We start from the raw sequence: 19,667 nt of genomic DNA, 5'->3' as shown, positions 1-19,667 counted from the left end.
GGAGTGATCGTTCCCACGCTCCTGCGTGGGAATGCATCCGGTGACGCTCTGCGTCATCCTCTCCACAAGCGGAACGCGGAGCGTCCCTGGCGGCGTTCCCACGCAGGAGCGTGGGAACGATCTGGGATAAAACAGGCGCTTATGAAAAAGGCGATACCTTTGCGGGTATCGCCTTTTTTTATTATCGATGTCTCCCAGTTAACTGTGGGAGCAAAGCTTGCTCGCGAAACAGGCGACTCGACTTCGGAAAGACCGCATCGCCTTTATCGCGGGCAAGCCTTGCTCCCACAGGTCACCATGGGCAAGCGATATTGGTTACAGTTCGATCCTGACGGCCTGGGAAGCGCGGGTCGCCTTGGCGCGGGCGGCTTCGATGGATTCGTCGCGGGCCAGGGCCACGCCCAGGCGGCGCTGGCCGTTGACTTCCGGTTTGCCGAACAGGCGCAGGGCGGTGTCCGGTTCGCTGAGGGCCGCGCCCAGATTGGCGAAAGCGGTCTGGGTCGATTGGCCTTCCACCAGGATCACCGCCGAGGCCGAAGGGCCGAACTGGCGGATCAGCGGGATCGGCAGGCCGAGAATGGCGCGGGCATGCAAGGCGAACTGCGACAGGTCCTGGGAGATCAGCGTCACCAGGCCAGTGTCGTGCGGGCGCGGCGAGACTTCGCTGAACCACACCTGGTCACCCTTGATGAACAGCTCGACGCCAAACAGGCCGCGACCACCCAGGGCCTCGGTCACCGCCTTGGCGACGCGTTCGGATTCGGCCAGGGCCACCGGGCTCATGGCTTGTGGCTGCCAGGATTCCTGATAGTCGCCCTTTTCCTGACGGTGGCCGACCGGTGCGCAGAAGGTGGTGCCGCCGACGTGGCGCACGGTGAGCAAGGTGATTTCGTAGTCGAAATCGATGAACCCTTCGATGATCACTCGGCCCTTGCCGGCACGGCCGCCTTCCTGGGCGTAGTCCCAGGCTTTTTGCACGTCATCGGTACTGCGCAGCAGGCTCTGGCCCTTGCCCGAGGAACTCATCACCGGCTTGACCACGCACGGGAAACCCAGGGTTTCCACGGCCTTGCGGTAGTCTTCCACGGTGTCGGCGAAGAAGTACGGCGAGGTCGGCAGGCCCAGCTCTTCGGCGGCCAGGCGACGAATGCCTTCACGGTTCATGGTCAACTGCGCGGCACGGGCGGTGGGGATCACGGTGAAGCCTTCGGCCTCCAGTTCCACCAAGGTGGCGGTGGCGATGGCTTCGATTTCCGGCACGATGAAATGCGGCTTCTCGGCCTCGATCACCGCACGCAGGGCAGCACCGTCGAGCATGTTGATCACATGGCTGCGGTGGGCCACTTGCATGGCCGGCGCGTTGGCGTAGCGGTCCACGGCAATCACCTCGACGCCCAGGCGCTGCAGTTCGATTACCACTTCCTTGCCCAGCTCACCGCTGCCACACAACAAAACGCGGGTCGCGGTGGGCGACAATGGGGTTCCGATACGGGTCATCTGAAGGTCCTCAAACAGGAGCGGATCATCGCGGGTTGCGCGCCGGGCGAGCTTCCCATGGGAGAAAGCGCGGCATTTTACATGAACCGCCCGGCGATGGCCTGTTTGCGTAAACGCCAGGCCATGATCAGCCAGACGGCGGTGACCCCGGCGAATTTCGAGAGCAGGGCGGTGATCACCACAGCAGGCGTCAGGGCGTCGATCAAACCGAAGAAGATGAACGTGTCCAGGGGAATGCTCAGGGCCGAACTGATCCACAACCGGTCATGGAGTGGGCGCTTGGTGATCGTGAACACCAGCCAGTCGATGCACTCGGACACCGCGAATGCCGTGGCGCTCGCCAGGGCGATGGTCGGGTCCGAGGTGACATAGGACAACACCAGCGCCACCAGCATCGCCGCGATGGCACCGTGGCCGAAGCGGGTCTGCACCATGTCCCGCAGGATAAACACCAGGCCGCCCCAGGCCGACCAAATAATGTCCAGGTGCGGTGCGGCGGAAAACGCGAAGTTGATCAGCACGACACTGCTGATGTAGGCGAGCAGGAAAAGCATGGGGCGGGGTACCTGAATGGAATGTCGGCAGAACAATTGATTATCTGGCCGGGATCCGCAAGGTGATATTCAAATCCCCCGCCCAACCGCTCGTCTAAAACCTGTTCGGATCTGTCAACTCTGACAGTAGGCCCCCACGCGCATTCGAGCTCTGATAGAGCCTCGGTATATCTGTTCCATTCCGTGGGGATTACTCATGACCGACTCATCGAAAACGGCTGATTCCACCATACTTGACCTGTACCCGCCCAGCTTACCCGGCGCCACCCAGCCCGTGGCAGGCGCCGACTATGGTGTCCCCATCCACCTTTATGTGCCGCTGCCCTTCGGCTGCGAAGTGTTGGTGCAGGCTTATTGGGGCCAGCAGCCAAACGACAACGTTTCGATCAACCTCAATGGTGAGGAGGCGCTGGATAGCAAACAGACTCAGGGCCTCGATGATGATGTCACGTTGTACATTCCACATGGCAAATTGTTGCCCGGCCTGGTCAATCGACTGACGTACACCGTGAAACGCCCCGGTATGAACGATCAAACCTCGACCCCTCCGCTGGAGATCCTGTACAACAGCATCCGGCCGGGCAACCAGGACAGGTCACCGGGTGAGCCCGGGCATTCGGAACTGGTGTTGCTATTGCCGGACGAAATCAAGAACGGTGTGGGCCCAGGTTTCGTCAGTGCGACGGTCTGCGTGGAATACCCCTACTGCCGGGCCTATGACGAAATCCGGCTCAATTGTAATGGCCATGACGTATTTCACAAGGTGGATGCAACCCAGGCCCCCGCCCCGCCAAACCACGGCTCGGCGACGCCTACCCGGATATGTTTCGACGTCACCAGCGCCGATCTGGTCGACGATCCTGAATTCATGTTTTCCTTCACTGTCAGAGACCAACTCTTTAACAGCCCGGATCTCGACAACGTTTGGTCAGCCGTGCAAATAGTGGAGGTGGACAAGGCCGGGCAAAGACTGTTGGCGCCGATTCCACGGGAAATCCTGAGCGAAGCGGGCGATGACCCAAGCATCATCGATCTCGACAAACTGGGTGCCAACCCGCTGTCGTTGATCATCCTGACCAGCGACCCGCGTTTTATGCCTGGGGACCTCATCGAGGCAACTTATACGGCCAAAGTCATGGGCCAGCCGGAGGTCGTGGTGCCCGTGACGGGCATTGTCGAGGTGGATGAGTTGGGGCAGAAAAAGGCCTGCGTGCTTCAGATCCCTAACGACAAGGTCTTCCCGGACAGTACCGTGCACGTGTCATACAGGTTGTTGAGGGGCACCACACCCATAGGTTCTTCAAAAACCGCAATTGCGACGGTCATCGGCACGGCACTGGGGTTGCCGCCACCCGAAATCGAAGAGGCCACTGGTAGCGTGCTCGATCCTATCAAGGCCGCCAGCACACTGACCGCGCTGGTGCCGCATTACCAAGGCATGCTGAGCACGGACAAGGTGAGCGTGACCTGGGCCGGGCACGGCACGCCGGAGGGGGGCTCGCACACCACCACGCCGCAAGAGGTGGGGACGGTGGGTGAGAAACCGATCGATCTGCCACCCGAGGTCGTGGCCTACAGTCTGGGCAAGTCGGTGACGGTCATCTACACCGTGACGCGCGACGTGACCTGGCCACCGTCGCCGCCCCTGACATTGACTGTGCTGGAGCTTTCCGCGCTGCCCAGACCCTTGATCGTGGATGCCGCCAATGGCGGTGCGGGCACTGAGTTCAACATCGACAGCTTCGCCGGAGACTCCCGCGTCGACGTGGAGCCCTGGCCGCTGATCGCCGCAGGTCAGTGCGTGTGGTTGCGTGCTGAAGGGACTGACTTGAACGGCCTGGATTTCAGTATTGATCTGTACACCGCGAGACCGGTGAGCCCCGGGGAAGTGACCGCGGGCCTGTCGGTGGTGCTGCCGCGGACCCAGATCAATCGCTTGCGCAACGGCTCGGACCTCAAGCTTATCCTGGATGTGACCTTCAATCGCAGCGTTGATAAAAGCCAGGCCACCGCCTTTCCAATACGAACTTATCTGGTAACCCCGTTGCCCCTGGATGACGTGTCCAGATTTGAAAACACTAACTGGAATGGATGGCGTGCTGGACCGGCGGCGCAGGATCCGCGGGATTGGAATTTTAGTCAGGGCGAAGGCGGACGCACATACCTGGGCAATGGAACCTATACCGATAGTTCGGCCGGGATTGTGCTATGGAAGGGCTACATAGGTCTGAGGGTAGGCGCACGCTACGAATTCAGTCTCGATGCACGACGCCACGCCAACACGTCCGATGCGGTGCCCAGCCTGTCGCTTGCGACGAAAACCCATGGACGTATCAGTGAGGTTGTCACCTTGGCAACGACCACCTGGCAAGTGCTCAGGGGTGAATTTGTCGCGACTGAGCGGGAAATCGAGCTGCATGTCAACAGTCACCAAGCCAGTGGCGTGGGCAATGACTACTACGTGACCGACATCCGTCTGCGCATGCTGTAGCCAAGGTTACGCTGTCATGAGCGAGTGATGGGAGACGATGCCCGTGGCGCAGGGGCCAGTGAACGGCCCCTCATTCTTCGTCGCTACCCTCCGCCTTCCAATACCCCACCGCCTTCACGAAATCCTGGGCCAGGCCTTTCTCCTCCAGCAACACCTTGCGAATCTGCCGCGACACCTTGCTTTCGGTCGCGACCCAGGCGTACAGCTTGCCGCCGGGCATTTCCAGCTGTTGCACGGTGCGCAGCAGGTTGTCCTGGCGGCCTTCGCGCAGCACCCAGATCACGTGCACCTGCGCCGGGCTTTGGAGCACTTGCTGTTCGGCGCCGTTTTCCACTTCCACCACCACCAGGGCACGCCGGTTGGACGCCAGGCCTTCGAGGCGGCGGGCGATGGCGGGCAGGGCGGTTTCGTCGCCGATCAGCAGGTAGCTGTCGAAGATGTCCGGCACGATCATCGAGCCCCGTGGCCCGGCTATGTGGAGGTATTGCCCTGGCGCCGCCTGGGCCGCCCAGGTAGATGCCGGGCCGTCGCCGTGAAGCACGAAATCGATGTCCATCTCCAGGGTGTCCAGGTCATAGCGGCGCGGGGTGTAGTCGCGCATCTCGGGCATTGGCCCCTGAGCCTTGCCGGCGCCGGGGTTGAAGTTTTCCAGGGCGGCATGTTCCTCGGCGTTCTGCGGGAACAGCAACTTCACGTGATCGTCGGTGCCCAGGCTGACGAACCCGGCCAGTTCCGGCCCGCCGACGGTGATGCGGCGCATGCGTGGGGTCAGGTCCTGCACCCGCAACACCTGCAGGCGACGGCGTTTGATCTCGTGGGTGACGCGGTGAATGGCATTTGGATCGACTTCAGTCATTGGCTTGACTCCGAGACAGGTGGACGGTCGGGGCCGTCGATGATGGCTTTGGCGGTGTCGTTGAGCAGGTCGCGCACCCGCCGGATTTCTTCCGGGCTCCAGTGGCCAGGATGCTTTTGCAGCGCATGCCGCAGGTTATACACCGCTTCCTGGATTTCCGGGGGACGATCATGGCCGCGCAGCGTGCGCTTGCTGATTTCAATGCGCGTGCGCACCTCATCCAACGCTTGGGCCTGGTCCTCAAGTAATAGACGTCCGGCATCGGTCACGCTGTAGCATTTTTTTCCATCATCGACGCCACAGGTGACCATTGCGCTCATTTCCAGGAAGGACAGGGTCGGGTAGATCACGCCGGGGCTGGGGCTGTAGGCGCCGTCGAACATGTTTTCGATCCGGCGGATCAGGTCATAACCGTGGCAAGGTTGTTCGGCAATCAGCGCCAGTGACAGCAACTTCAGGTCACCGGCGGCAAAGACCCGTGGGGCGCGACTGTTACGTTCACGGCGCGCCGAGTGTCGTTCGAAACCGTCGTGTTCGTATTCGCGTTTGAAATGGGAATAAGGATCTGTCATATGCGTTCTCCGTTCTGCATAAGATAGGGCTGAGATATAACTTTGCCGTGAGATATATCTTTAAGGATGGATATAACTAGGAACTAAGATATATCGAGTTTCGTTGCCCGCTACTTCTGATGAAACAAGACCTTACCTGAATACGATATGGCAGTGGATGATGGGATTTTGCGGCGGTTTTTCTTGACTTTGAAGGGCGCGGCGATACTGCTGGGCGTGTGGGCCGTTTCTGACATACAAACTTAAATTTTATAAAGAATCGGGTATTTTTCGCCCATTCGTGTGCCGGTTTTACTACACGCTTGTGGGAATCTGCCTGCTTTTTTTTAATTGCAAAGAGCCGATCATGCCCCGGCGTTGGAGGAGCAGATCAAGTTGTTGTTGAACTGCCACTTCAACCTTTCTCTTTATGCCAAGAACAGGTGTTAACAACATGCTCAAACAATTCGTAACCGCTGCTTCCCTGACTGCCGCTGCCTTGGGCGCTTCGCAGGTATTCGCGCTCGATGATGCACGCTCCGCTATCCACATCACCGCGAACATCCCGACCCAGCAGTTCCACGTGCAGCCACGTGACCCGAACTTCGGTAAGGATGAAATCATGAGCTACAACACGGTCAGTGGCACCCTGACTTCGCTGCGCCAGACCTTCGACGTGAAGAACACCGAAGGTTCGGTCCATGCCTACATCGAGGGTGGCCCGGCGGCGCTGTACAACGGCAGTGACTCCATTGCCCTGACCACCAACTTCAATGGCGTCACCCTGACCGCCATCGCTCAGGAAGTGGTGGATGATGCGACGTCCACTCCAGGCACCCAGGCTGACATGACCATTGTCGCGGCCAAGCCTCTGGATACCCAGAACGGTCTGTACACCGCCGACATGACCGTGATCTTCGACGCCGTGCCGCGCCCGTGATCCTGTTCGATGCCCGGTGAGTTCCAGCTCACTGCACGGGCATCGCCGCAGGCCGTCCGGCGCTCCCCAGCCGGGCGGCCAGCACCTGAAACGCCTTGATCGCTCGCAGATTATGAGAATCCGTTGATGTTTCCGATGACACCCATCGCGGGTGCGCTCGCGCTATTGTTGTGCGCGAATGCATGGGCCGCGCCGACTGCCCCCGGTACGACACCGAGAAGCCTGTTGTCCCAGGCCAAGGGCCTGCCGGCGGAGTTTGAATCGCACTTCTTCGATGTGCCTCTGGCGGTTCGTATTGAACTCAATCAACAGTACCTCGGCGAAGCCATGGTGGTCTTGTCGCGGGACGATCGTATAACCCTGCTCGAATTCACCGACACGCACGACAGCACGATAAAAGCTGTCGAGCGCGACCAATGGGCGCAGCATCTCAAGCAAGGACAAGTACTGGGCGCCTGTGAAGGCAGCTGTCCGTCAGGGCTGCTGGCCGTGCACTACAGCCTTGAAAATTCATTGGTGTCGATACTGACCCGGGATGTCGAGCGAGGCACCGAAGCCAAGCGCTATTACGATCAACCGGAAGGCGGCAGCCTCGGCCTGATCTTCAACAACCAACTGAACATCAACGGTGGCCAGGAGCAGGACACGGGCGGGCGTTATGGCCTCAATGCCAGTTCCAGCGTGGGCAACTGGAGCCAGTCGCTGGACCTTCAGCTTTCGCGTCTTGGCGGGCCGGACGACAAGCTGTACCACGCTGTCCATGAGCTCCATACCCAACGAGAAATGGAGGGGACTTTTTTCCGCCTGGGCTATTTCACGCCCAGCTCCGATGGTTTGAATCGGCAGATCCGTTCGTTCGGCGCCAACCCGGACACCGCGTTGGGGGTGATGTACGGCAGCTCCGACAGCCTGGCGATCGAAAATCCCAAACCCAGCGTCTACCCCATTTACGTCACCGCCAGCCGCCAGGCGTCGGTGGAAATTTATCGCAGCGGCTTGCTGATCAACACTCAGGCGGTCAGCGCCGGCTTGCAGAGCCTGGACACCCGGCCCTTGCCCGGCGGTATCTATGAAGTGGAAGTGCGGCTGATCGAGGACGGGCAAACCACCGCCACCAGCCAGGAGCTGGTCTACAAGCCCAATAACTGGAGCGACGCGGAGGACCGCTGGCGCTACAACCTGTTCGCCGGGCGCGAGACCAGGCTCTGGAGCAACTGGGAAGACCAGCCCTCGGGGTTCACGACAGCGGGCGTCGGCCTCAACTACCTGCTGCATCCGCGGGTGATCCTGGGCGCCTCCACGCGCCAGGTGCAGGACAAGTTGCAAGTGGGCACCTCGGTGGATTGGACGCTGGCGACCAACACCAGCCTGTACGCCAACGTCTATCAGACCCAGCAGTACGGCACCGGCATGGACGTGCAAGGCTTGTACAGCTATGGCCATGGCAGCGTGGTGGCCAGCCACAACCGCAGTTGGCTGGACACCCGCAACACCTATGAAACCCTGGCGGACGGCACTCGTATTCGCCAGCGCAACGTGTTCGTCGGCCATACCAGCAACTCGTCGCTGTCGGTCAACCATCGCTTGAGCAACAAGACCTCCGTCAACGGACGGCTGGCCTACAGCGAAGGCAATGTCCAGGGCACCGGCCTGGACCTGGGCTGGACCCAGCGCGGCAAGCTGCGTGGCAGCGATGCCAACTGGCGGCTGTCGGTGTTCGACCGCCCCGGCACCTCGAGTACCGCCGACCGGCGCAATCGCGGCGTCGACCTGAGCGTCAGCGTCGCCCTGGGCGGGCCGGGCGAGTACTGGTCGGGCAGCATCGGCACCCGTACCTCGCGGGACGGCGATCGCGACCACAATGCCTCGCTGACCTATCGCCGGGACCTGGAAGATCACGTGTTGCAAAGCGTCTCCGCCACGGCGCTGGCCGACACCTATGGCGTGGGCCTGTCCGGCATCGCCAGTTTCATGACCGATTCGCTTTACGGCGACGGTTTCGTCCAGCGCTCGTCCTATAACGACAACCTCACCGGCGGCCTGAACCTGAGCAGCACCGTGGCCGTGGGCGGCCAGAAGGCCGCCTTCACCGGCCTGCCCCAGGGGCGCGGCGCGGGCATGATCGTCGACGTGGAGACCGATCTGGACAATGTCGCCCTGCGCGCCGATGACCTGACCGGTGGCAGCACGGCGTTGCGTCCGGGCCGTAACTTCGTCCCCATCACCGCCTACAAAAACAGCATGGTGACCTTCGACTTCGATGGCGTGCATCCGCCGGCGGCGAACATCGAGCCGTCGCGCACCCGTTATCACCTGAACAAGGGTGGGGTCGACTACCGCAAGATCCATGTGATGAAAACCGTGACCGTGCTCGGGCGTTTGCTGGACGGGCAGGGCCAGCCGCTTCGGGGCCATCACGTGATCAACCACGCCAGTCGCGGCATCAGCGAGGTGGACGGGTTCTTCTCCATGGAAATGAATGCCGGCTCGCCCACCCTGGAAGTGCGCTACGGCAATGAGTTGTTCTGCCGGTTCCGCCTCGACCCGGACAACGCCGGCCGCGAAGGCGATGTGCTGATGATCGGTGACTTGCGCTGCACGCCGGACACCCTGGCCGATACGACGCTGGCCGAGGCCGGGACGAAGCAGCGCTCATGAGAACCGTGGGAGCAAAGCTTGCTCGCGATGAACGATAACGCCGTTCACCTGAAGACCCGGGCGCCTGCATCGCGGGCAAGCCTTGCTCCCACAGGTGAGTTGCTCACCACCTATTTGCAATGATTTGTCTTGATGTATGAGGTTGTATAAATGAAACCCTTATCGGTTGCAGTGCGCAGCGTGGTCTCGGTGTTGTTGTTTGCGTGTGTGCCTACGGCCAATGCCTTGACCCAGGACATTAGCGCACTGTTCAGGCCTGACTCATCGAAACCCAACGAAAATACCTTTCTCAATACCACGCCTGTTAGCGGTTACTGCGCACAATATCCGTCGGAATGCAGGGCAACAAAGATGTTCAGCATTCGGTTGCCCTTTATCTTCAGTTCGACCAGTCCTATTCAAGCCAACCATGGGGATGCTCGACAGGGCGCGATGTTTAAACTCCCTACTACTTGGCGCACGACACAGGTGACCCATTCAGTGACGGGTGAAACCGAGGTCGTTGAAGTGCGCTGGTCCGGTATAGGTTCGACATACCGACTCTCTGGTAACGTCATCGACTTGGTAGGTGGCGGCGTGTCGCTCTTGATCGCCCATCAACGATTATGGAACGGCCTTAGTTGGGTATATGCCCCATCGCCTTGTAGATACAGCGGTATAGGGTTGTATACCAATACCGACTACACCTTCTTCTGGAAAACCCCGGTAGAGGGGGTATGTGCAAAAGGGGCCAATTATTTGATCCCTGGCTTTTCTTACCGCTATCTGGACTTTGCCTACGAACTGCGCACCCCCAACCCACTGAAAATGTCGTCCGGCCAATACACCGGGTCGCTGACTTATAGCGTCGGGCCGGGGCAGGACATTGACATGGGCGATGTCATGCTCCCCACCGATTCGGCGCTCACGCTCAATTTCAATCTTGAAGTCCAACACACCCTCCAGGTGGAAGTCCCCCCCGGCGGCAACCGCGTGGAACTGGTCCCCCAGGAAGGCTGGCAATCCTGGCTGAACAGCGGTCGCAAACCAACGCGGTTGTTTCGTGACCAGCGCTTCCATATCTCCGCTTCCTCACGTTTCAAGATGGCGCTCGAATGCCAAATCATCAGTGGCAATACCTGCGCGATCTCCGAAGCCGGCACCGGTCATGCCGTGCCGGTGGATGTCAGCGTCAGCTTGCCCGATGGCTTGACCGACGCCGCCGGGCAACCGGTCAACCGCCGCCGGTTACTGCGTGACGGCAGCGGCACCGAACTGTTCCAGCCAGGTTTCTATGTCGATCGCCGGCCGGGCACTCTGCACTTTGAAGTGGCCCGCACCAGCGTCGAAGAGATGCTCGACAGCGGCGCCAAGGCCTACACCGGCAACGTCACCGTTATTTGGGATTCGGAAGTTTAAAAAGGAGTGGCTTGGGCGGTCCGGGCCGATTTGAGGGTGAGGTAGAGATGAAGCAGTTACCAATGGCAGTGCAAGGCATGGTATCGGTGGTGGTGTTGACGTGCGCATCGACGGCTGATGCCGTGAGCAAGGATATCAGCGCGATCTTCAGGCCCGATCCCTCGAAGCCCAACCAAAACACCTTTCTCAATACCACCCCGGTCTCGGGTTATTGCGCACTGTATCCGGCGGTATGCGATGCGGAAAAAATGTTCAGCATCCAGCTGCCCATTGTCTTCGACTCCACCGGTCCCATTCAGGCCAATCATGGGGATTCCCGGCAAGGGGCAATGTTCGATGTACCGGCCACTTGGCGTCTGGCACAGGTGACCCATACGGGTACGGGCGAAACTGAAATTGTTCAAGTTCGCATCTCCGGCATAGGTTCGCGTTACCAACTTCCTGTCAGCGTAATCAGCCTGGTGGGCGGCGGTGTGGATCTCTCAACCGCTCATACCAGGTTATGGAGCGGTTCCAGCTGGAGGTATGCGCCTTCGCCCTGTCGATCCAGTAATTTTGCGACCATGAACGAGTGGATCTATAACTTTTTCTGGAAGACACCGACCGAGGGGGTGTGTGCCAAAAGGGCCAGCTACTTGATCCCCAGCATGTCCTACCGCCACTTGGATTTCGCCTACGAACTGCGCACCCCCAACCCATTGAGGATGTCGTCCGGCCAATACACCGGTTCAGTGAGCTATGGCGTTGGGCCGGGACAAGACTTCGACATGGGCGACGTCATGCTCCCCAGTGACTCGGTGATCACCCTCAATTTCAAACTCGATATCGAGCACACCCTCCAGGTCGAAGTGCCCCCCGGCGGCAACCGCGTGGAACTGGTGCCGCCGCAAGGCTGGCAAGCCTGGCTGAACAGCGGGCGAAAACCGGCGCAGCTGTTTCGCGACCAACGTTTCCATATCTCGGCCTCGTCACGTTTCAAGATGGCCATCGAATGCCAGCACACCAGCGGCAACACCTGCGCGATTGCCGAAACCGGCACCGGTCATGCCGTGCCGGTGGACGTCAGCGTGACCCTGCCCGACGGGTTGACCGACGCCGCCGGGCAATCGATCAACCGCCGCCGATTACTGCGTGACGGCAGTGGCACCGAGCTGTTCCAGCCGGGTTTTTACATCGATCGCCGGCCGGGCACTCTGCATTTTGAAGTAGCCCGCACCAGCGTCGAAGAGATGCTCGACAGCGGCGCCAAGGCTTATGCCGGCAACGTCACGGTGATCTGGGATTCGGAAGTCTGAGAGCCCTTAGGGCCAGCCATATTCAGTGAATTACGTTTAATGCATGAGGTTGAAAAAGTGATGAAACATCTATGGGCATGGGTTGGGTTTTATCTGTTTTGCGGCATGGCCCAGGCCGGGCCGCAGATTGGTGTCGGGGTGGTCTACGACTACCTTGATGGCGACAAAAGCACCTACATGAAACGGGTGTTCAACGGCGGGACGTCCACGGCATTCGTCAAGGTCAACATTCTGGAAATCATCTACAACGAGGACGGCACCTATCAGGAAGTGCCGCTGCAGAACCAGGCCAGTGCCATGGCCAAGGACGGCCTGATGGCCAGCCCGGCGCGGCTGATCGTGCCGGCCAACGGCATGCAGGGCACACGCTTGCTGTTCATGGGCAACCGTGACAAGGAGCGTTACTTCCGGGTGCGTTTCGTGCCGGTGGTGCCGGAAGCGGAGGACGAATTTGCCGTCAGTGCGCAGGAGCGCGAAGAGTACAAGAAAGAACGCGTGGCGGCGGGGGTCAAGGTCCTGGCGGGCTACGGCACGGTGTTCTTTGTGCGTCCCAAGGACACCCGTTTCGAGACGGTGATCGATGACAGCGCCAGTCGCTACGTTATGCGCAACAACGGCAACAGCGTCCTGGTGCTCGATGAGTTCAAGGATTGTGCGGTGAAGAAAGAAAACGACTGCCGGCCGACCACCAAACACCACGTCATGGCCGGTCGCGCGTTTTCGTTCGACAAGGAGGCGGGGCGTGAATATCGCTTCACGCTGATCGAGGGCGGCCAGAGCAAGACCGTCGAGATCAAGGGTTGACGGTTGCCGTCGCCGAACCGTCGTTGACGCCACAGGTAATCAAAATGTTCAAGACACTGCTAAGTCCCCTCGCATTGACCGCTCTGATGTTGCCCTGGAGCCCGGCCTGGGGCGCGGTCGAACGGGAAACCTTCGAACTCTACGTGACCATCCCGACGCTGGATTTCTATGTGCTGCCCCTCGATCCGCAGTTGGTCCAGCGTGAACAACGCTTGCCCTTCAGCACCATCACCAACGAGCTCAGCCCGTTGCGGGCGACCTATGAGGTGAAGAACAGCAACGGTGCTATCGGCGCGCGCCTGGCCGAAGAGGCGTACCTATCCAACGGTCGTGAGCGCATCGACCTGCGGGTACGGTTCAACAACGTCGAGTTGACCCTGGATTCGAACCACGTGGTGTCAGCTATCGAGGCCCGGCCCGGACGCCAGGTGCCGCTGGAAATCGCCGCCATCAAACCCGCCGACGAATACAAGCCCGGCGATTACTACGGCACGGTGCACATGGTGTTCGATGCCATTGCGCCGTGAGAAACAAAGGTGTGGGTTGGAATACGGGCTACGAGCGTCTCGGTTCTGTAGGCGCTGGCGAAGCCTGCGATCTTTTGATCTCGATCGTTCCCACGCTCCTGCGTGGGAATGTCGCCAGGGACGCTCCGCGTTCCGCTTCTGGAAGGTGACGCAGAGCGTCACGGGATGCGTTCCCACGCAGAGCGTGGGAACGATCAAAAGGTGTGGGTTGGAACCCGGCGGGAGCAAGCGCCCTCGCCACAAGGTGGTCTCCACTTCGTTTCATTACTCTGAAAAGGTATCAAGCATGTTTAGAAAAGTGATGTTCATGACGACCCTTGCAATCCTGAGTCCTTCACTGGTGCTGGCGGCTGATGATGCACGCACCGCCATCCATATCACCGCGAACATTCCCAACAAGCAGTTCCATGTGCAGCCGCGCAATCCGGACTTCGGCAAGGATGAGGTCATGCATTTCGACCCGGTGAACAGCCAACTGAGCCCGCTGCGCCAGACCTTCGATGTGAAGCACACCGATGGCTCGGTCCACGCCTATCTCGAGGGCGGCCGGGCGTGGTTGACCAACGGCAGTGACGCCATTCCCCTGCTTGTCAGGTTCAACAATATCCGCCTGACCGGTGTGTCCCAGGAAGTGGTGGATGACGCAACGTCCACGCCAGGCACCCAGGCGGACATGCACATCATGGCCTCGGACAAGGTCTACGATGGTCAGCACGGCCTGTACACCGCCGACTTGACCGTGATCTTCGACGCGGTGCCTCGCGTAACCCCTTGACCCACACCACGTCGCTGACCATCAGTGGCTTGCCACCAAGGGCTTGCATTGGGTGTGGCTGCCCGGTTGCAAGTAGGGCGAGAGGAACGGCGCCATGCCCTTGAGCACCTGCACTGGCAAGGCCGAGGTGAACTTGAAGTTCTGCGCCGAGGCGCCTGGCACGAAGGCGGTCAGGGTGCCGAAATGGCTGTCGCCGATGTAGAAGACGAAGGTGGCGGTGCGGTTGATCGACTTGGAACTGATCACTCGCCCGCCGGAGCCGACGGCTTCGATGCGGTTGTCACCGGTACCGGTCTTGCCGCCCATGGCCAACGGTGTGCCATCGGCCAGTTTGAAACTGCCGGCCACGCGTTTCGCGGTGCCGGCATCCACCACCTGGGACAGCGCACCGCGCAAGGCCTGGGCCACTTCCGCCGGCATCACGCGCTTGCCGTTATCCGGATTGCTCACCAGGCGTGTCTCGTAAGGCGTACCGACGGCAAAATCCAGGCTGTCGACGCGCAGCGCGGGCTTGCGGATGCCATCGTTGAGGATAGTGCCCACCAGTTCCGCCAGCGCGGCGGGGCGGTCGCCGGAGCTGCCGATGGCGGTGGCCAGCGACGGTACCAGGTGGTCGAAAGGGTAGCCGACTTGTTGCCAGCGCTGATGGATATCCAGGAAGGCTTCGATCTCCAGCATGGTGCGGATGCGACTGTCGCGGGCGCTCTTGTGCCGGCTCTTGAACAGCCAGCTGTAGACTTCCTGGCGCTCGAACTCACTGGCCTTGACGATCTGGCTGAACTTGGCGTCGGGGTTGTTCAGCAGGTAACCCATCAACCACAGGTCCAGCGGGTGGACCTTGGCGATGAAGCCTTGGTCCGGCAGGTCATAGGCGCCGGGGCCGTAGCTCTGGTAGAGCCGTTCCAGGCGTTCGTCGGTGAGTTTTTCGGCTCCCTTGGCCGACTTCAAGTGCGCGCGCACGAAGCGGTTGAAGCTCTCCTGGCTGTCGTTGGGAAAGAAATAACGGTGCACGGCGGCCAGGCGGATCGCCGTAGGGCGCATGCCGTCGAGGAAGGTTTCCAGGCGTTGGCCGGTGTCCTTTTTCTGATACTTCTTCCAGAACCTGAGCAGGAACGAGGTGCCTTCGCGGTCTGCGAACTGGGCCAGGTATTCCTGGCGGCGCGGGTCCTTGTCGTCCTTGAGCAGTTCGGAACTGTTATTGGGGCCGGCATAGGTGGCGTAACGCACCAGGTCGCGCATCAGGCGGATGAAAGGCAGGTTGATCGATTCACGCAGGGCGTCGCGCAGCGTGGGGATGCGGCCGTTGTCCTCGTTACGGAAGTTGTGGAAGGTGTGCAGCCCGCCACCGGTAAAGAACGCTTCTCCGGGGCTGGCTGAATAGGTGCGGTCCAGCGCGGCTTCGAGCATTTTCGGCAGGCTGCGGTCGGTGTTCTGGATCAGGTAGTCCACGGCCCAGCGGGAGAGGCGGTCCGGCTCGGCGATGTCGACTTTCTTCAATGCCGCCGGGGTTTGCTGGGCATAGCGCTCGTGCAGCTCGGCGATGATCTGCAGATACGTGGTGAGCACCCGCAACTTGGCGGTGGAGCCCAGTTCCAGCTTGCTGCCTTCGTTGATGTCGAAGGGCTGGTCGGTGCTGTCGGTCTGCACCCGCACGCGCGAGCCGTCGGGGGTCAGTTCCAGCAGGGTGAAGCTGTAGCGCACCTGGGTGGTGCTGGTGGGGGTCAGCAGGCGTTCGCCCATCAGGCCGATCTCGGTCGCGAAGGCCGGGTCGGCCAAGCGCTTGAGGTAGTCGGTGGCCTGGGCCTGCAAGTCGCTTTGCAAGGTGCTGGTGGCGGAGAGGTCGAGGCGATCGAGGTCGTACAGCGGACGATTGAGCAGGGCGGCGAGGCGACTGCGGGCGGCGCTGATGCCTTTGTTGGTTTCGTTGGGCTGGACGGTCGGGTCCTGGACCCAGTCGCGATAACTGACCTGGCTCGCCAGGGCTGCCTCGGACAGTGCCGCATCGATCACGCCGTTCTGCGCCAACAGCCGGATGTGGCTGTCGGTCAGGCGCGCCAGTTCATCGTGACCCTTGGACAGGTAATGGGAGGGGCGGCGCTGGGCGATCATCAACGACAGCATTTCCCGCAGGGCCAAGCCTTTTCCCGCCAGGCTCTTGGGGTCGGTGGCGGTACTGAACAGCTGTTCATTGGCCCGCTTGAAATCGGCGCCGTACCAGACCCGCAAGCCTTCAGCCATGCCATGGACTTCACCATGCCCGGGCACGGCGGAGAGCGGCACGCTGTTGAGGTAGTCGCGGATGATCCGCTGCCGCGCCTCGAGGGTTTGCGGGCCGGCCTGATAAGCCCGCACGCTGGCGGAAATCATCTGGCGGATTTTCTCCGCGCCGGACACGGTCAGGCCCTCAGGCGAGTGACGGTACTTCTCCAATTGTGTCGCCAGCGTGCTGCCCCCAGCGGATTGTCCCGGCAGGCTCAACAGCTTGGCGACCTGCGACCAGGCCGCCATGCCGAAGCGCGGCCAGTCCACTGCCGGGTTGGCCAAAGGTTGCTTGGGGTCGAGCAGGAAGCGGTTCTCGATAAACAACAGGCTCTGCACCACCACGGGCGGGATCGCTTCGAAGTTCGCATACAGTTGCTGCGGGTACTTGAACTGATAGACCGGCGCGGCGCGGCAGTCGGTGATTGTCAGGCCGGCCTGGATCTTTTCCGCATAGGGTACGAACAGGCCTTTTTCGACGTAGTCCATCAAGGCCGGCGAGAACCGCGCCTGGGCCTGGATCACGTAGTCGCGCTTGAGCAGGCGCGGCAGGAATTCCCCCAGCGCGCTGTAGCCCAAGCGCCGGTCGAACGGGCCTGCACCCGGGTAAACGATGGCATCGCTGGGCCCCGGCTGCACCGCATAGCTCAGGGACGCAGCGTATTTGCTGATCTCCCGGGCCTGAAACCGCGAGGTGCGCATTTCCTTGGCCACCGCCAGGCCGACCACCACCACGATAATCAGCAGCAGTAACCAGAATGCCCGCCAGCCGTGCCGTGCGCGGCGTTTTTTTTGAGGTAAAGGCGCTTCTTCCATACGTTCAGTCGGGACCACAGGTTCATTCGAATCGGTTTGCCACAAAGCGCCCATAGTCGACTGATCCATTCACGCAGATTGATCGGACTTGCTTGAAGCTTAGACGGTGGTTGGCGTGGGGGGAGGGGAAATTGTCTGCCCTCGTCTGTCAGGAGGCTCCAGTGGTGCCGCTCTGTCGGTGTGATCGTTCCCCACGCTCTGCGTGGGAATGCATCCCGTGACGCTCTGCGTCACCTTCCAGAACCGGAACGCGGAGCGTCCCTGGCGACATTCCCACGCAGGAGCGTGGGAACGATCAAAAACTGCGGGCGCTGCGAAACGGGGAGTTGTCCGAAAGCCCTGCGCTAGAGCCATCTACCCATGCCAAAACATGACGCTGCACCAATGCTGTGCAATACTCGGCGCCGTTTCCGTATGACCTGAAATCCCAGACAACGCCTCTCCAAAAGCCACTTCCGACGCAGGCTTATCCCTGAATTTCCCAGGTTTTACAGTGAAACTCTCTATCCCTGGCTTTTTATACTGCATGGCCCGCTGATCCTGAGGTTGTCGTTCCACAGGACGGTCTGCCCACAAGACAGACCCGGTTTCGGCAAGGCGGCAGGCTCACCGGCCTGTCGCTTTGGACACTCGGTGGCTAATCCAATAACAAGACGAGGTTGTATCCCTATGCCTGTCGGCAATCATCTGCCCCATGGCGAGACCACCCAGGGTGGTCCGCTCAAACGTGAACTCGGTGAGCGGCATATCCGCCTGATGGCGCTCGGCGCCTGCATCGGTGTCGGGTTGTTCCTCGGCTCGGCCAAGGCTATTGAAATGGCCGGTCCGGCGATCATGCTGTCCTACATCATTGGCGGCCTGGCGATCCTGGTGATCATGCGCGCCCTCGGCGAAATGGCCGTGCACAACCCGGTGGCCGGTTCGTTCAGCCGCTATGCCCAGGACTACCTCGGCCCGCTGGCAGGCTTCCTGACCGGTTGGAACTACTGGTTCCTGTGGCTGGTGACCTGCGTGGCGGAAATCACCGCGGTAGCGGTGTACATGGGCATCTGGTTCCCTGATGTGCCCCGCTGGATCTGGGCCCTGGCGGCGCTGGTCAGCATGGGGTCGATCAACCTGATCGCGGTCAAGGCCTTCGGTGAGTTCGAATTCTGGTTCGCCCTGATCAAGATCGTCACCATCATCGCCATGGTCATCGGTGGTGTCGGCATCATCGCCTTCGGCTTCGGCAACGACGGCGTGGCCCTGGGCATTTCCAACCTCTGGGCCCACGGCGGCTTCATGCCCAACGGCGTGTCTGGCGTGTTGATGTCCCTGCAAATGGTGATGTTCGCGTATCTGGGCGTGGAGATGATCGGCCTGACCGCCGGTGAGGCGAAGAACCCGCAGAAAACCATTCCCAACGCCATCGGCTCGGTGTTCTGGCGAATCCTGCTGTTCTACGTCGGCGCGCTGTTCGTGATCCTGTCGATCTACCCGTGGAACGAGATCGGCACCCAGGGCAGCCCGTTCGTGATGACCTTCGAGCGCCTGGGCATCAAGACCGCCGCCGGCATCATCAATTTCGTGGTGATCACCGCCGCGCTGTCGTCCTGCAACGGCGGGATCTTCAGCACCGGGCGGATGCTCTACAGCCTGGCGCAGAATGGCCAGGCCCCGGCCGGTTTCGCCAAGACCTCGGCCAACGGCGTACCGCGCCGCGCATTGCTGCTGTCCATCGCCGCATTGCTGCTGGGCGTGCTGCTCAACTACCTGGTGCCGGAGAAAGTCTTCGTCTGGGTGACGTCGATTGCCACGTTCGGCGCGATCTGGACCTGGGTGATGATCCTGCTGGCCCAGCTCAAGTTCCGCAAAAGCCTCAGCGCTTCAGAGCGTGCGGCCCTGAAATACCGCATGTGGCTGTACCCGGTCAGCTCGTACCTGGCGCTGGCCTTCCTGGTGCTGGTGGTGGGCCTGATGGCGTACTTCCCGGACACCCGCGTGGCGTTGTATGTCGGCCCGGCGTTCCTGGTGCTGCTGACGGGGCTGTTTTATACCTTCAAGTTGCAGCCGACAGGTGATGTGCAGGGTTCGGTGCGTTCAGCTTCGTAGGTTAACCGCGATGTAAACAGAGCCTCGGTCGGATGATCGGGGCTTTTTTGTTGAGGCCTTCGAAACCTCCCCAATTGTTCATGAGCTTTTGTGCCTGCGGCGCAGTCAAACTCCTGTTAGTTCTTACAGTAGACCCAGTGCAGGCACAGAACATA

At 60.7% G+C, this 19,667-nt stretch carries 14 protein-coding genes; 9 read left to right on the top strand and 5 right to left on the bottom strand.

The annotated features are described in order from the left end of the window. Nucleotides 1-315: 315 nt before the first annotated feature. On the bottom strand, nt 316-1,497 hold the full coding sequence (purT, locus tag F7R20_RS09555) for a formate-dependent phosphoribosylglycinamide formyltransferase (RefSeq protein ID WP_003205223.1): 1,182 nt from the start codon (nt 1,495-1,497) through the stop codon (nt 316-318). A 77-nt stretch (nt 1,498-1,574) separates the two neighbouring features. Continuing rightward, nucleotides 1,575-2,051 carry a preQ0 transporter gene (locus F7R20_RS09550; RefSeq protein ID WP_003205220.1) on the bottom strand — a complete coding sequence of 159 codons (477 nt, stop codon included), beginning with the start codon at nt 2,049-2,051 and terminating at the stop codon, nt 1,575-1,577. 196 nt (nt 2,052-2,247) lie between these two features. Between F7R20_RS09550 and F7R20_RS09545 the strand changes: the two genes are divergently transcribed. Beyond that, nucleotides 2,248-4,542 carry a hypothetical protein gene (locus F7R20_RS09545; RefSeq protein WP_027911404.1) on the top strand — a complete coding sequence of 765 codons (2,295 nt, stop codon included), beginning with the start codon at nt 2,248-2,250 and terminating at the stop codon, nt 4,540-4,542. A 70-nt stretch (nt 4,543-4,612) separates the two neighbouring features. Here F7R20_RS09545 and F7R20_RS09540 read toward each other — a convergent pair whose 3' ends face one another. Together F7R20_RS09540 and F7R20_RS09535 are read right to left on the bottom strand one after the other, a co-directional pair. Next, entirely contained in the window at nt 4,613-5,398 is a 786-nt protein-coding gene (locus tag F7R20_RS09540) for a siderophore-interacting protein (RefSeq protein WP_003205217.1), read from the bottom strand. Then, nucleotides 5,395-5,970 (bottom strand): PadR family transcriptional regulator, encoded by a 576-nt coding sequence (locus F7R20_RS09535; protein WP_003205214.1) that lies wholly within the window; start codon nt 5,968-5,970, stop codon nt 5,395-5,397. The genes F7R20_RS09540 and F7R20_RS09535 overlap by 4 nt, the downstream gene beginning before the upstream one ends. Before the next feature lie 433 nt (nt 5,971-6,403). Here F7R20_RS09535 and F7R20_RS09530 point away from each other — a divergent pair, with 433 nt between their 5' ends. From F7R20_RS09530 to F7R20_RS09500, 7 genes are all read left to right on the top strand, one after another. Next, nucleotides 6,404-6,889 carry a CS1 type fimbrial major subunit gene (locus tag F7R20_RS09530; RefSeq protein WP_003205213.1) on the top strand — a complete coding sequence of 162 codons (486 nt, stop codon included), beginning with the start codon at nt 6,404-6,406 and terminating at the stop codon, nt 6,887-6,889. A 126-nt stretch (nt 6,890-7,015) separates the two neighbouring features. Continuing rightward, nucleotides 7,016-9,547, top strand: coding sequence for a CS1-pili formation C-terminal domain-containing protein (locus F7R20_RS09525; RefSeq protein ID WP_003205211.1), 2,532 nt, complete (start codon nt 7,016-7,018; stop codon nt 9,545-9,547). A 150-nt stretch (nt 9,548-9,697) separates the two neighbouring features. Further along, nucleotides 9,698-10,945 (top strand): hypothetical protein, encoded by a 1,248-nt coding sequence (locus tag F7R20_RS09520; RefSeq protein WP_003205209.1) that lies wholly within the window; start codon nt 9,698-9,700, stop codon nt 10,943-10,945. Nucleotides 10,946-11,007: 62 nt separating this feature from the next. After that, nucleotides 11,008-12,240 (top strand): hypothetical protein, encoded by a 1,233-nt coding sequence (locus F7R20_RS09515; RefSeq protein ID WP_003205207.1) that lies wholly within the window; start codon nt 11,008-11,010, stop codon nt 12,238-12,240. Nucleotides 12,241-12,300: 60 nt separating this feature from the next. Then, a complete protein-coding gene (locus F7R20_RS09510) occupies nt 12,301-13,044 on the top strand; it encodes a pilus assembly protein (RefSeq protein WP_028236683.1) in 744 nt (247 codons plus the stop codon). Between the two features lie 44 nt (nt 13,045-13,088). After that, on the top strand, nt 13,089-13,571 hold the full coding sequence (locus tag F7R20_RS09505) for a CS1 type fimbrial major subunit (RefSeq protein WP_003205202.1): 483 nt from the start codon (nt 13,089-13,091) through the stop codon (nt 13,569-13,571). 286 nt (nt 13,572-13,857) lie between these two features. After that, entirely contained in the window at nt 13,858-14,346 is a 489-nt protein-coding gene (locus F7R20_RS09500) for a CS1 type fimbrial major subunit (RefSeq protein WP_003205201.1), read from the top strand. A 21-nt stretch (nt 14,347-14,367) separates the two neighbouring features. Here the strand turns inward: F7R20_RS09500 and F7R20_RS09495 are convergent, their stop codons facing one another. Further along, nucleotides 14,368-17,475: a transglycosylase domain-containing protein gene (locus tag F7R20_RS09495; RefSeq protein ID WP_003205199.1), complete on the bottom strand. Its 3,108-nt coding sequence runs from the start codon at nt 17,473-17,475 to the stop codon at nt 14,368-14,370. Nucleotides 17,476-18,090: 615 nt separating this feature from the next. Here F7R20_RS09495 and F7R20_RS09490 point away from each other — a divergent pair. Further along, complete coding sequence (locus F7R20_RS09490; protein ID WP_003205197.1) at nt 18,091-19,512, top strand: amino acid permease; 1,422 nt, start codon at nt 18,091-18,093, stop codon at nt 19,510-19,512. Nucleotides 19,513-19,667: the final 155 nt, after the last annotated feature.

Origin of the sequence: Pseudomonas brassicacearum subsp. brassicacearum (genome assembly GCF_008801605.1) — a bacterium.
Classification (GTDB): Bacteria; Pseudomonadota; Gammaproteobacteria; order Pseudomonadales; family Pseudomonadaceae; genus Aquipseudomonas; species Aquipseudomonas brassicacearum.
The sequence above is the reverse complement of the archived record's forward strand: the minus strand, read 5'-3'. Positions and strand labels throughout refer to the sequence as shown.